At 66.1% G+C, this 13,907-nt stretch carries 12 protein-coding genes; 9 read left to right on the top strand and 3 right to left on the bottom strand.

Annotation, left to right across the window (positions count from 1 at the left end; translation table 11 throughout):
• Nucleotides 1-14 precede the first annotated feature (14 nt).
• Nucleotides 15-698 (bottom strand): hypothetical protein, encoded by a 684-nt coding sequence (locus AC1DMA_RS26545; RefSeq protein ID WP_478128327.1) that lies wholly within the window; start codon nt 696-698, stop codon nt 15-17.
• Nucleotides 699-704: 6 nt separating this feature from the next.
• Complete coding sequence (locus AC1DMA_RS26550; RefSeq protein WP_478128328.1) at nt 705-1,769, bottom strand: phosphotransferase; 1,065 nt, start codon at nt 1,767-1,769, stop codon at nt 705-707.
• A 136-nt stretch (nt 1,770-1,905) separates the two neighbouring features.
• Between AC1DMA_RS26550 and AC1DMA_RS26555 the strand changes: the two genes are divergently transcribed.
• The 9 genes from AC1DMA_RS26555 to AC1DMA_RS26595 all read left to right on the top strand — a co-directional run bounded on the left by AC1DMA_RS26555 (nt 1,906) and on the right by AC1DMA_RS26595 (nt 12,981).
• Complete coding sequence (locus AC1DMA_RS26555) at nt 1,906-2,808, top strand: LysR family transcriptional regulator (protein WP_478128329.1); 903 nt, start codon at nt 1,906-1,908, stop codon at nt 2,806-2,808.
• A 190-nt stretch (nt 2,809-2,998) separates the two neighbouring features.
• Nucleotides 2,999-4,252, top strand: coding sequence for an ABC transporter substrate-binding protein (locus tag AC1DMA_RS26560; protein ID WP_478146007.1), 1,254 nt, complete (start codon nt 2,999-3,001; stop codon nt 4,250-4,252).
• Between the two features lie 22 nt (nt 4,253-4,274).
• A complete protein-coding gene (locus tag AC1DMA_RS26565) occupies nt 4,275-5,540 on the top strand; it encodes an ABC transporter substrate-binding protein (protein WP_478146008.1) in 1,266 nt (421 codons plus the stop codon).
• Nucleotides 5,541-5,542: 2 nt separating this feature from the next.
• Nucleotides 5,543-7,513: an ABC transporter permease gene (locus tag AC1DMA_RS26570; RefSeq protein ID WP_478146009.1), complete on the top strand. Its 1,971-nt coding sequence runs from the start codon at nt 5,543-5,545 to the stop codon at nt 7,511-7,513.
• Entirely contained in the window at nt 7,510-8,283 is a 774-nt protein-coding gene (locus tag AC1DMA_RS26575) for an ABC transporter ATP-binding protein (RefSeq protein WP_478146010.1), read from the top strand. Before AC1DMA_RS26570 ends, AC1DMA_RS26575 begins: the two co-directional genes overlap by 4 nt.
• Nucleotides 8,276-8,980, top strand: coding sequence for an ABC transporter ATP-binding protein (locus AC1DMA_RS26580; RefSeq protein WP_478128334.1), 705 nt, complete (start codon nt 8,276-8,278; stop codon nt 8,978-8,980). The genes AC1DMA_RS26575 and AC1DMA_RS26580 overlap by 8 nt, the downstream gene beginning before the upstream one ends.
• A 44-nt stretch (nt 8,981-9,024) precedes the next feature.
• Entirely contained in the window at nt 9,025-10,155 is a 1,131-nt protein-coding gene (locus AC1DMA_RS26585; RefSeq protein ID WP_478146011.1) for an acyl-CoA dehydrogenase family protein, read from the top strand.
• Between the two features lie 24 nt (nt 10,156-10,179).
• Nucleotides 10,180-11,379, top strand: a complete 1,200-nt coding sequence (locus AC1DMA_RS26590; protein ID WP_478146012.1) for an acyl-CoA dehydrogenase family protein — start codon at nt 10,180-10,182, stop codon at nt 11,377-11,379.
• A gap of 3 nt (nt 11,380-11,382) precedes the next feature.
• Nucleotides 11,383-12,981, top strand: coding sequence for an AMP-binding protein (locus AC1DMA_RS26595; RefSeq protein ID WP_478146013.1), 1,599 nt, complete (start codon nt 11,383-11,385; stop codon nt 12,979-12,981).
• On the opposite strand, the gene AC1DMA_RS26600 is transcribed toward AC1DMA_RS26595, so the two are convergent.
• Nucleotides 12,971-13,885: a LysR family transcriptional regulator gene (locus tag AC1DMA_RS26600; protein ID WP_478128338.1), complete on the bottom strand. Its 915-nt coding sequence runs from the start codon at nt 13,883-13,885 to the stop codon at nt 12,971-12,973. The genes AC1DMA_RS26595 and AC1DMA_RS26600 overlap by 11 nt on opposite strands.
• Between the last annotated feature and the right edge of the window lie 22 nt (nt 13,886-13,907).

Genomic DNA, 13,907 nt, shown 5'->3' on the forward strand with positions numbered 1-13,907 from the left:
CGAGCGCCTTCGGTTCATACCCCGGACCGAAGCCTGAAGGTGATGCCGAGCGCCGTGAACGCGGCATGGCGCGCATCGCAGTTGATGCTCAAGCCCTGAGAAGACGCGTTACGTACGAGCGAATCCAGTGCCCCGGTTGTGAAGTCCAGGGCCGTCACGCGGGTGCGGCCGTCGTCGGCCGGGACGAAGCGAAGGTTGAAGCGATCGAGCGCCAGCGTCGGAAGACCGTCGGCATCGCGCGAGCATGCGGCGTGGAACAACTGCGCCCAGTGAAGCGCCACCCGCTCGGGCGTGCGCACGGCCAGTTCCACGCCACAGAGGTGCGCAGGTCCATCGGCTCGGGCGCGTTCGGCGTCCTGCGCCTGCAGATCGACCATGCAAGCGCCCGTGTCCGTCGCGTCCAGCAACAGGCGGGGCGTGCAACCGAGAGCGGAGCCGTCGAGCGCCTCGACGCCGAGCCGTTGCAGGTGGGTGCGCTGCGCATCGAGGTCGTTGCATCGGAAGGCGAATGCATTGTCTGAAGAAGAAGCATGCATTTCGATCCACCGATCGTCGAAGACGTATCGCCGCCCGGCATGGGAGTTCGATGAAGCAGACGGCACGTTGAACACGCTTTCGATCACCGCTGCAGCCGCATCGTCATCGGCTAGGGCAAGGCGGAGCCCGCGAAATCGGGGTGGCTGCAGAGACACCGGCATCCGCCGTCAGTCCTTGGCGACGCAATGCCAGCCGAGTTCGGCCAACTGCCGCGCCTGCCTGCCGGCTTCGAGCGCCTGCGCATTCGACGCGTTCCCGCCCAGTGCGCGCCCCATGATTCCCTGCGCGATGGCCGCGGCCCGGAACAGGTTGAAGGCGGAATAGAACCGCCAGGCATCTACCGTCACCGGCGGGAGTCGCCGCCGCTCACAGTACCGCGCGAGGTAGCGGTCCTCTGTCGGAATGCCCAAGGCCGCCATCTGCACGCGGGAGAGATCGCCCAGCCCGCGAAACGGCGGCGGCAGTTGCCAGGCCATGCAGTGATAGGCGAAGTCGGCCATCGGGTCGCCGAGCGTCGAGAGCTCCCAGTCCAGCACGGCGATGATGCGTGGCTCGTCATGCGCGAAAACGAGGTTGTCGAGGCGGAAGTCGCCATGGACGATCCGGGTGGCTGCCTGCGGCGGCACGTGCTTCGGCAGCCATTCGATGAGGTTCTCGAACGCTTCGATACGCTCCGTTTCGCTTGCGCGGTACTGGCGAGTCCATCGTCCGATCTGGCGTTCGATGTAGTTGCCGGTGCGCCCGAAATCGCCAAGGCCTGCGGCTTCGACGTCGATCTCGTGCAGTGCGGCGAGCACCCGGTTCATGTCGTCGCAGATGCGGGCGCGCTCCTCGTTGCTCGCGCCGGGCAGCTTCGGATCCCAGAGGATCCGGCCGTCCATGTACTCCATCACGTAGAACATGGTGCCGATGACGGCCTCGTCCTCGCAGAGCGCATGCACGCGAGGCACCGGCACCTCCGTGGCGGCCAGTGCCTTCATGACGCGAAACTCGCGGTCTACCGCATGGGCGGACGGCAGCAGGGCGCCCGAAGGCTTGCGCCGCACGACGTAGCGCCGCCCGCCGCCTTCGACCAGGAAGGTCGGATTCGATTGGCCGCCCTTGAACTGAGAGACCCGAAACTCCCTGCCCGCATCGCCGTCGACGTGCGAGACGAACCATTCGCGCAGCCGAGCTTCGTCGAAGCGCTGGCGCTCCTGGACTTCGGTCGTTCCGCTGAATGCTTCGCTCATGGGGCTTGTCTCCTCGGTGAATGCGCTCGGGCGCGATCTCGCGGCATGATCGGCATCATGGGCGTGCTGCAAAAGAGCCTAAGGCCCGCGGCGCCCAGAGGCCAATGAATGCTTGGAATGGACCTGGATACAGCGAATGCATATCTCGAGAGTCGATCTCAACCTGCTCGTGGTGCTCGACACCATCTACACCGAAGGCGGCATCACCAAGGCGGCGGAAAAGCTGCACCTCACGCAGCCCGCGATCAGCCATGCGCTGGCGCGTCTGCGTGAACTGTTCAACGACCCACTGTTCGAGCGGCAGGGCCACAAGATGGTGCCCACGCCGCTCACCAAGCGGCTGATCGATCCCTTGCGCGGTTCGCTGCAGTCGATCGGCGCGCTGCTCAACGACACCCAGAGCTTCGAGCCTGCCGTCGCGAAGAAGCGCTTCGTCATCGGCCTGCGCGACTACATGGAGTCGACGGTGATGCCACCGCTGATGCGCGCACTCGCGATCGAGGCGCCGGAGGTCGAAGTGTCCGGCGTGCGCGCCAACCGCCGGAGCCTCGAGAGCGAGCTGGCTGCAGGCACGCTGGATGTGGCGATCGACGTGCTGCTGCCGCTGTCGGACGCGGTCAAGGTCAAGCGCATCAGCGTGGACGGAATGGCCGTGGTGGTGCGCAAAGGGCATCCGGCCATCCACGGATCGCTGGATCTGGACACCTACCTCGCGCAGCGCCACATCCTCGTGACTTCGCGCCGCCAGGGGCCGGGATTCGAGGACATCGAACTGCGCCGCATGGGCGTTCAGCGGCAGGTGGCGTTGCGCTGCCAGTTCTACTTTGCCGCGTGCCGCACCGTGTCCGAAACGGATCTGGTGCTCACCATGCCGGAGAGCTACGCCCATATGGCGAACAGGCAGTTCGGCAACCAGGTGATGGCTTTCCCGGTGCCGCTGTCCTCGATGGACGCCTATATGTATTGGCACGCCAGTACGGACAACGACGCAGCCAACCGCTGGCTGCGCTCGGTGCTGATGCGTTGCTGCGTCCGCTAGGCGGGCGGCACCTTCTCTCCTGTTCCGAAGAAGCGTCCGGCGCTGCACAGCGCCGCGCAGGCGCGCGCCTGAATCTTTCCATGAGGGTTTTCGCCAGTGCGACATCTTGGGCTTGGTCGTAAATTGGCATCTGTTATAACAAATATCGCGCAGCGGAGATTGTTCCGAGGCGTCAACGAAGGAGACACCGATGTCGATGAAGAGGCGCCATTTCCTGCAAACCACTGCCGCTGCGGCCGGCGTCTTGGGCTTGCCGATGCTGCATTCGGCGCGAGCCCAGGCGGGGCCGGCGCGAATCGGGGTGATGCTGCCCATGAGCGGCATCGGCGCCGAAGCCGGCGCGGCCTGGCTCGCCGGTGCGAAGGTCGCGGCCGAGCAATGGAACGCGAAGGGCGGCGTGCTCGGCCGACCCGTCGAACTGGTCGTGCGCGACGACAAGTTCACGAGCGCTGGCGCCGTCGCGGCTGCGCGTGAACTGGCCGGCAGCGGCGTGAACCTGCTGATCGGCGGTTCGCAGTCTCCGATGGCGCTGGCGACCGCTCCCATCCTCCCCGAACTGAAGGCCATGATGGTCGCGCCTTGCCCGACCGTGATGTCGCTCACGCACGAGAACTTCCAGCGCAACTTCTTCCGCCTGTCCTGGAACGCCTACATCGCCTTCGCGGGGATCGGCAACATGCTGACGGACCGCTTCAAGGAAGTGGAAACCTGGTCGTGCATCGTGCCGGACAGCGAGAACGGCCGCGACATGGCCCGCTTCTTCACCATCGGCGTGCAGCGTGCCGCCGCAAAGGCAGGCCGGCAGGTGAAGGTGCTCGACCCGGTGTTCGCGAGCCTCAACAAGGCCGACTACAAGGTCGAGATCAACAGCCTCATGAACGCGCCTTCGCAGGGGCTTTTTGTCGGACTCACGGCCGCGCCCTGCATCAGCCTGCTGCAGCAAGGCCGGGCGGTCGGCATGGACAGGAAGTTCAAGGTCATCGGTGACGCCGGCACCGAACTGATGATCGCCAAGGCGATGCAGAAGTCCACGCCCGCCAATCTCTGGAGCATCAGCTACTGGGTGCCCGGCACCGAAGTCGGCAAGCGCAATCCGATGAGCATGCCGCTCTACGAGGGCTACGTGAAGCTGACCGGGGACAAGAACCCGCCAAGCATCGTGCAGTCGAGCCATCGCTGCGCGCTCGGTCTTTTCAACGCGATCCAGAAGGCGAAGAGCACCGAGACAGAAGCTGTCATTGCCGCGCTGGAGGGCCTCAGCTTCGACACTGCCGTGGGTTCCTACCACGTGCGCAAGGAAGACCATCAGGGGCTCGGCACCGCCTACATCGCCAAGGTGGGCGCGCGCGACGCGGATCCGGGCTACGGCATCGTGGATGCCATTGCCTACAACGAAGCCGACGTGGCCGAACCGCCATCGCCGGGCAAGCCCATCTCGATGTGAGCGACGACGAGGAGACACAGCCATGACACCACTGAAGCGCCGAACCTTCATCCAGGCCGCGAGTGCGGCAGCCGTGCTGGGCGCCGCCGGGACGCGGTTTTCGTCCCTGGCGCTGGCCCAGGGCACGCCGGTCAAGATCGGCGCGATGCTGCCGATGAGCGGCATCGGCGCGGAAGCGGGCGCAGCGTGGCTCAACGGCATCAAGGCCGCGCAGCTGCAATGGAATGCCAACGGCGGCCTGCTGGGCCGGCCGATCGAGATCGTCGTGCGCGACGACAAGTTCACGAGCGCGGGCGCCGTCAGTGCGGTGCGAGAGCTGGCCGGCGAGGGCGTCAACATCTCGATCGGTGCAGGGCAGTCGCCGATGGCGCTGGCGATCGCTCCTATCCTTGGCGAACTCAAGAGCGTGGTGGTGGCGCCGGCGCCCAGCGTGATGTCGGTGACGCACGAGAACTTCAGCCGCAACTTCTTCCGCCTGTCTTCCAACGCCCTGATGCTCTATGGCGGAATCGGCAACCTGATGACGACGCGCTTCGCGGACGTGCAGACCTGGGCCGTGATCGCGCCGGACAGCGAGAACGGCCGCGACGTCGCACGCTACTTCAAGGCGGGTGTGATGCAGGCGGCGGCCAAGAGCGGACGCCAGGTCAAGGTGATCGAGCCGGTGTTCGCGAGCCTGAACAAGGCCGACTACAAGATCGAGATCAACAACCTCATGAACTCCGGCGCCGAGGGCCTGTTCATCGGCCTCACTGCCGCACCCTGCGTGAGCCTGCTCCAGCAGGGCCGCGCGGTCGGCATGGACAAGAAGTTCAAGGTGATCGGAGAAGCCGGCACCGAGCTTCTGATCGCCAAAGCGATGCAGAAGTCCACGCCGCAGAACCTGTGGGGGGTGACCTTCTGGGCGCCCGAACTGGAGCCCTTCAAGAGCCAGTTCCCGGTCAGCAAGGACCTGAGCAAGTACATCGTCGAAGTGACGGGGACGCCCTTCGTGCCCGGCATCGTGCAGGCGTCGCATCGCTCGGCGCTCGCGATCTTCAATGCGGTGGCCAAGGCGAAGTCGACGGAGACCGACGCCGTGATCCAGGCGCTCGAGGGACTGCAGTTCGACACGGCGGCCGGGCCCTATCGCATTCGGAAGGAAGACCACCAGGGCATCGGCTCCTTCTATTTCGCCAAGATCGGAGCACGGGACGCCGCGCCGGGCTACGGACTGGAGCAGGTGGTACGCCTGGACGAGACCGAGATCGTCGAGCCCGCAGCGCCCGGCAAGAAGTACGAGGGCTGAAAGTGGCCAATGAACTGATGTTCGCGGTGTTCAATGCCGCGGCTTTCGGCATGGCGATCTTCGTGGTCGCGGCGGGCCTGACGCTCATCTTCGGACTGATGCGCCTGCTCAACATGGCGCAGGGCGGCTTCTTCATGATCGGCGCGTACACGGCCTACTCGGTGATGGGCCGCGACGTGCAGTCGCTCTGGATGTTCCTGCTGGCTGCGCTGGTGGGCGGCATCGTGGTGGCGCTGCTGGGGCTCGTGACGGACCGCCTAGTGCTGCGCCGGCTGCGCGACGTCGATCCGCATTACGTCCTCATCGCGACCTTTGCCCTGATGATGGTCTGCACGGGGGTGACCAAGCTCGTCTGGGGAGTGGACTTCTTCTCGGTCAACCCACCGCCCGGCCTCGACCAGCCGCTCAATCCCTTCGGCATGTTCTTCTCGGCCTACCAGATCTTCGTGATCGCGGCCGGGCTGGTGGTCTACATCGTGCTCGAACTGGCGATCCACCGCATGTGGTTCGGCAAGCTGATGCAGGCGCTCGCGGCCGACCCGTGGATGGCGGGTGTGCTCGGGCTCAACGTGTCCTTCGGCATCGCGCTGAGCGTGATGGCGAGTTTCTTCCTCGCTGGGCTGGCCGGCGGCCTGCTGCTGCCCAACCAGAGCCTGTCGACCGGGCTCGGCGATTCCTACCTCATGTATGCCTTCTTCGCCGTCATCATCGGCGGCCTCGGCAACATACGGGGCGCATTCATCGGATCGCTCGTGCTGGGCCTCGTGCAGAGCCTCAACACGGTGCTGCTGCCCTCCGTGCCGGGCCTCGCGATCTACGTGGTGCTCGCCGCATTCCTGCTCTGGAAGCCGAGCGGCTTGTTCCCGGCGGTCGGGACGCAGGGCGAGGCAGGTGGGGAGTCGCATGGATCGGGCGCGCTGCACCGCCCACGCATTCCGCGTGGCGTGTGGCAGGGCCTGGGCGTGGCCACGGTGGCGGTGCTCGCGACCTTGCCGCTGTGGGTCAATGCCGGGCCGCTCTACGTGGTCGGCACCGTGCTGGTCCAGGTGATCTTCGCGCTGTCGTGGAACGTCCTCTTCGGCTACACGGGCCTGGTCTCCTTTGGCCATGCGGGCTTCTTCGCGATCGGTGCTTACCTGGCGGCACTTGCGCTGCGCCACATCGCGGGCGTGCCTTTCCTCGGCGTGATCGCGGGCGCGGCGGTGCTCGGCGCGGTCGCTGCCTGGGTCATCGGGGTCCTGGCCTTGCGCCGCATGAGCGGCGTCTTTCTCGCCGTCCTCACCGTGGCGCTGGCCGAGGCGCTGCGGCTCGTGATCGGCTTCTCGACCTTTCTCGGTCGCGAGGACGGCATCACCGACATCCCGCGCCCGGCGCTGGATTTCGGGCTGTTCCGCATCGACCTCGCCAGTTCCAACGCGTACTTCTGGTTCCTGTTGGTGGCGACAGTGCTGATCACGGCATTCTTGTGGTGGCTCCTGCACAGCCGCTTCGGGCGTACCTTGCAGACCGTGCGACAGGACGCGGAACGTGCCGCTTTCATGGGCACGAACGTCGCGCGCTACCGGCTGGCCGCCTTCGTCATTTCCGGTGCGGTTGCGGCAGTGGCAGGGGCGCTGTATGCGCCGTGGTCGCGCATCGTCACGGTCGAGGAGGTGCACTGGCTCGCCTCGGCACAGCCGATGCTGAACACGCTGCTGGGCGGGGTCAGTTCGTTCTGGGGGCCGGTCGTCGGCGCGGGATTGTTCGCAGCCATCACCTATGCGACCCGCACCCTGGTCGGGCTGTCGGAGCTGATCGTCGGCACGGGCCTGCTCGCCATCATCCTGCTGGCGCCCAACGGAGCGGTCGGCCTGTGGCGCAACCTCGAGGAAAGACTCTGGGGTCGCAAGCCGCAGCGTGCAGTGCCCATCGATGCGGGCCGCGAGGGGCGAGTGCCTGCGGTCCCGGACCTGGAGCCGGGAGCCGCGCGATGACCGACGACCTGTTGCGCGTTGAGGGCGTGCGCAAGAACTACGGCCCCATCGAAGTGCTGCACGGCGTGAGTCTTTCCGTCGCCGCCGGTGAGGTCTTCGCCATCATCGGACCCAACGGCGCCGGCAAGACCACGATGTTCAAGGTCATGACCGGCGAGGTGCCGTCCAACGGCGGCACCATCCACTTCGGCGGAAAGGACGTGACCCGGCTGGCCGCGCACGATCGGGTGCGCGAAGGTTTCGGCCGCACCTTCCAGGTGGCACGCGTCTTCAGCGACTTCACCGTGCTCGACAACGTCATCGCGGCTGTCGAGGCGCGTAGGAGCTACCGGGGCGAGCCACTCGGCTCACGCTGGCGCTGCGCTCCATCGCAAGATGTGCGGGACGAGGCGATGGTGCTACTCGAAGACGTCAAGCTCCAGGCGCTGGCAGGCGAGGCCGCTCGCTATCTCTCGCACGGCGACAAGAAGCGGCTCGAATTCGTGATCGCGCTGGCCGGCCGGCCGACCATCCTGATGCTCGACGAGCCCACCGCCGGCATGTCTCCGAGCGATCGCGCCGACATTGCGCAACTCGTGGCACGCACGCAGAAGGAGCGCGGCATCACCGTCGTGATGACGGAGCACGACATGGATGTCGTGTTCGGTTTGGCCAACCGCATCATGGTCATGAACTACGGCGAAGTCGTGTCCACCGGCACGGTCGACCAAGTGCGTGGCGACCCGAAGGTTCGCGAGGTCTACCTCGGCAAGGAGATGGTCGGTGCTTGAAGTCCGCGAACTCGATGCCTTCTACGGCGACAGCCACATCCTGCACGGCGCCCAGGTTTCGGTGAAGCCCGGCCAGCGCGTCGCGCTGCTCGGGCGCAACGGCGCGGGCAAGTCGACCCTGCTGAAGAGCGTGATGAACGCAGGTCCCCGGGTGCGAGGCACCCTGCGCTTCGACGGCAAGGACCTGCATGGCGTGCCCACCCACCAGCGCACGCGCATGGGTCTGTCATTGGTGCCGGAGGACCGGCGCATCTTCACGCACCTGACGGTGGCCGAGAACATCGCCATGGCGCGCTACGGCGCCTCGCCCGCTCGGCCTGCTGTGCCGGTGGGCGACATCATCGCGCGCTTCCCGATGCTGGCACCGCTGCAGCAGCGCTACGGCGGCCAGCTCAGCGGCGGCCAGCAGCAACTCCTCGCGGTGGCACGCGCGATGTCGGCCAACCCGAGCCTGCTGCTGCTGGACGAGCCGACCGAGGGACTGGCGCCGATCATCGTCGAGGAGATGGCGCGCGATGTCGTGCGGACCTGCACGGAGGGCAACGTCGCCCTGCTGCTGTGCGAACAGAACATCTGGTTCGCGCGCCGATGCACCCAGTACGTGTACGTGATCGACACCGGCCGTGTGGTGTTCGAAGGCGACTGGGAGCACTTCGATCGCAACCCGCAGGTGCAGCAACGCTACCTCGCGCTCTGACATTTTTGGAACCCTCCACTTCAACGCAAACCTCCAGGATTTCAATGGATCTCCAGTACACCCCCGAACAGAACCAGCTGCGCGAGAGCGTGGAGCGCTTCGTGCGCGAGGAATACGACTTTGCGCATCGCCGCAAGCTCGCGGCGAGCGACACAGGGCATGACGAAAGCTGCTGGCGCAGCTATGCCGAGTTCGGCTGGCTGGCGGTACCGTTCAGCGAAGAGGACGGGGGCATCGGCGGCGATGCGACCGACACCGGCATCGTGATGGAAGGCGTCGGCCGCGGCCTGCTGCTGGAGCCCTATCTCGGCAATGTGGTGCTCGGGGGTGGCGTGCTCGCGGCGCTCGGCAGCGCCGCGCAGAAGGCGCAGTTCCTGCAGCCGATGATGACTGGCGCCCACAAGCTGGCGCTGGCCTACGCCGAGCCCGAGTCGCGCTACGAGCTCGCGCAGTGCGAGACCACCGCACGCCGTGACGGTGACGGCTGGCGCATCGACGGCCGCAAGTCCTTCGTCCAGGGTGGCAGCGCAGCGGACTTCTATGTCGTGATTGCGCGCACCTCCGGCGAGTCGTCGGACAGCAAGGGCCTCACCGCGCTGGTGGTGGATGCGAAGGCCAAGGGCCTCGAAGTGCGTCCCTATGCCACGCACGACGGCAGCCGCGCGGCCGACCTCGTGTTCGAAGGCGTGCATGTGGACGCCTCGCGCCGCCTCGGAGACGAGGGCGCGGCCCTGCCTGCGCTCGAACTCGTGATCGACCAGGCGATTGCCGCCATCGCGTCCGAAGCGGTCGGTGCCATGAGCTCGCTGGTCGACATGACGCTCGAATACCTCAAGACCCGCCAGCAGTTCGGCCGGCCGATCGGCACCAACCAGGCGCTGCAGCATCGCATGGTCGACATGTACATCGCGCTCGATGAGGCGCGCTCGATGGCCCTGTATGGCGCGCTGATGCTCCGCGAGCCGGATTCGGCCGTGAGGCGCAAGGCGCTGTCGGCAACCAAGATCGAGATCGACCGCACGGCGCGGCGCGTGGGCCAGGAAGCCGTGCAGCTGCATGGGGCAATGGGCGTCACCGAGGAGCTCGCCGTCGGCCACTACTTCAAGCGCCTGTCGATGATCGGCGTCACCTTCGGCGACATGAGCTGGCACCTGCAGCGCCATGCGAACGCCTGAGCAAACGGGCCGGGAGAACGAGGCGTGGACCTGAATCTATCCGTACAAGAGCGGGCTTTCGAAGCGGAGGTGCGCGACTTCATCGCGCGCGAATTGCCGCCCGACATTCGCGAGAAGGTGCGGCTCGACCGTCACCTCGAGCGCGACGACTACATGCGCTGGCAGAAGATCCTCGGGCGCAAGGGCTGGTTCACCGGCGCTTGGCCGCGCCAACACGGCGGGCAGGCATGGAGCGCGATGCAGACGATCATCTTCAACCGGATCGCCGGCGAGATGCATTGCCCTGAGCTGCAGGTCTTCGGGCCCGCGATGGTGGGGCCAGTGATCTACACCTTCGGAACACCCGAGCAGAAGGCCGAGCATCTTCCCGCCATCCGCGACTCGTCGGTCTGGTGGTGCCAGGGCTATTCGGAGCCGGGCGCGGGGTCGGATCTCGCCGCGTTGCAGACCGCCGCGGAAGACGGCGGGGACCACTACATCGTCAATGGCCAGAAGATCTGGACCTCCTTCGCGCACCATGCGGACTGGATGTTCTGTCTCGTTCGCACCGGCCGCGAGGCCAAGCGGCAGCAGGGCATCTCCTTCCTGCTGATCGACATGAAGACGCCGGGCGTCGAGGTGCAGCCCATCCGCATGATGGATGGGCGCCATTACCTCAATGCCGTGTTCTTCAACGACGCGAAGATTCCCAAGCGCAACCGGATCGGCGAGGAGGGGCTCGGCTGGACCTATGCCAAGTTCCTGCTGGAGCACGAGCGCGTCGAGAACGCCAACCTGCGCTTCATCACCCAGGACCTGCAAAAGCTGCACAAGGTCGCGGCGCTCGTGCGCAGCGACGGCCGGCGGCTGGCAGACGATCCCGGCTTCATGGCGGAAGTCAGCGCCATCGAGGTGCAGTTCAAGGCGCTGGAAATCGGCCTCTTGCGCATGCTGTCGGACATGCATGCCGGCGCACCTGCCGGGCCGGGCAAGTCGTCCTTCATCAAGATCAGGGGGACGGAGATTGCGCAGCGCATCACCGAACTGCTGGTGCAGGCGAGCGGGCCCGACGCGCTGCGCTACCAGCCCGGGCCGCTGTTCGGCCAGGGAGACGACCGCCTGATCGGCCCGGAGCATGCGCTCGGACCTGTCGCCACCTATCTCTTCTGCCGCGCGATGACCATCTACGGCGGAAGCACCGAGGTTCAGAAAAACATCATGGCCAAGCACACGCTCGGTCTCTAGAGCATGAACGACGACATCGACTATCTCCAGGGCGAAAAGCCTCTGCACGAATACCTGCGGGGACACGCCCGCCGAGAGCCGGACAAGACTGCGCTGGTCTGGTACGGGCGCGAGATCAGCTATGCGGAGCTCGATCGCTACAGCGATGCCTTCGCGCAGGCGCTGCACGAGCGTGGTGTGGCGAAGGGCGACCGCGTGGCGCTCTTCATGCAGAACTGCCCGCAATACCAGATCGCGCATTTCGGTATTCAGAAGCTGGGMGCCATCGTGAGCCCGTGCAGCCCGATGTTCAAGGCGCATGAGTTCGCCTATCAGGTTGGCGATCTCGGTGCGAAGGCGATCGTGGTGGCGGACCATCTGGTTCCGATCGTGCAGTCCGTGGCCGACCGGGTTCGGGTGCCGCACGTATTCAGCGTGCGCTATTCGGACTTCCTGCCAGAGGCGCCGAGCTTGCGTGTGCCCGACGAAGTCCTGGCGCGGCTGCCGCTGCCCGAAGGCACCATCGACTTCCATGCGACGGTGACGCGGGCAGACCCGGTCGCGCCGTCGGTGGACCTGTCGATGGACGACGTCTCGCTGATGACCTACACATCAGGCACGACCGGCATGCCCAAGGGCGCGATGCTCAGCTACCGCAACGCGCTCTACAAGACGGCGGTGGGGCAGGAGATGTTCCGCATCCGCAGCGATGACGTGATGCTGGCGGTGGCGCCGCTCTATCACATCGCCGGCATGATCTGCGGCGTCACGATGCTGGCGTATACCGGCGCCACCGTGGTGCTGCTCAACCGCATGGATCCGCTCGCAGTCCTGCAGGCCATAGAGAGGCATCGCGTGAGCTGGTGGTATGCGATGGCGCCGATGCTGGTGGCCGCCATGAAGGAGCCGGGCGCGGAGAAGTTCGATCTGTCGTCGCTGCACACCACCATGGGGACGAGCTTCGGCATCAAACTGACGGAAGAACTGGCGAGTCGCTGGAGCGCCTTTGCCAACGGCTGCCTGGTGTACGAGGCGGGCTATGGCCTTTCGGAGACGCACACCAACGACGTTCTCATGCCGCGGGACGCGGTGCGCTGGGGAACGAACGGAGTCCCCGGCCGGGGCGTGGAGCTGAAGATCCTCGATCTCGATGGTCGCGAACTCCCGCCTGGCCAGACCGGCGAGATCGCGGTACGCAGCCGCGGCGTCTTCCATGGCTACTGGAACCGGCCGGACGCAACCGCGGAGGTCCTGCGCGACGGTTGGGTCCATACCGGCGACATCGGCAAGATGGACGACCAGGGCTATCTGACCTTCATCGGCCGGGTGAAGGAGATGATCAAGGTGTCGGGCTTCAGCGTCTTCCCCGAGGAAGTCGAGTCCATCCTGATCCTGCATCCCGATGTGGCCCAGGTCGCCGTGATCGGCGTGCCCGATGCCGACAAGGGCGAAGTCATCAAGGCCTTCGTCGTCCCTGGCGCGAGGGGACTGGACGCCGATGCCCTCTTGCGCTGGGCGCGCGAGAACATGTCGCACTACAAAGTGCCGCGCAAGGTCGAGTTTCGCGAATCGCTACCGGCCAGCGGCACCGGCAAGGTATTGCGGCGCTTGCTCAAGGAGTGAAGGACTGTCCCTCGCGGGTACCCAGGTACTCCACCAGTAGCTTCGCCGCCACCGAAAGGCCTTTGGCATCGCGAAAGCAGAGAACGAAACGGCGCTCGGCCCAGGGCTCCGCCAACGAAATGACGTGCAAGCCATGGGATGCACCCTGGCGGTCGGCCACTTCTCTCGGGACCACGCCGATGGCAAGCCCGGCGCGCACCACCCCCAGCGCGCCCTCGAAATTGCTCACGATGATGCGGTGAATCAATGTGCGCCCCGAGCGTGCGGCCGCGCGCTGGAGCAAGACCTGCAGCGAGCTGCCGACAGGCACGCCCACATGCTCGTACTCGAGCGTCTGTTCGAAGCGGACCGTCTTTCGTGATGCAAGCGGATGGCCGCGCGGCACCACGACGCAGAGGTGGTCGCGCCGGTAGGGTCGGGTCTGCAGCGCCCCAAGATCGACGCTGTCCCAGCAGACGCCCATCGAGGCGAGGCCATCGCGCACACCGGACACGACCTCCGGGCTCAGCCGCTCCTCGAGACCGACCTGGATGGTGCGGTGATCGGGCATCTTCAAGAACGACGCCACGTCGTTGGCCAGGGGACCGGCCATGGTGGAGATGCTTGCGAGGACCCGCACCTGCCCGCGCGCGCCGGTCAGATAGCTTTCCATGTCGCGCTCGATGCGTGCCGCGCTGTCCAACATGCCGCGTGCATGCTCCAACAGAGTCTGGCCCGCCGCGGTCGGCACGACGCCGTGGCGCTTGCGCACCAGCAACGGCGTTCGCAACTGGTCTTCGAGTTGCGCCAGCCGCTTGCTGATGGCGGAGCCGACGATGTTGGCCTGTTCGCCGGCGCGCGCCATGTTGCCGGCCTCGCAAACGGCCACGAAGAGGCGAAGGGTGGTGAGGTCGAGGTCTCGCAAGATATTCCAATCGGGAATTCAG

The organism is Variovorax sp. 05N34, from assembly GCF_056397405.1.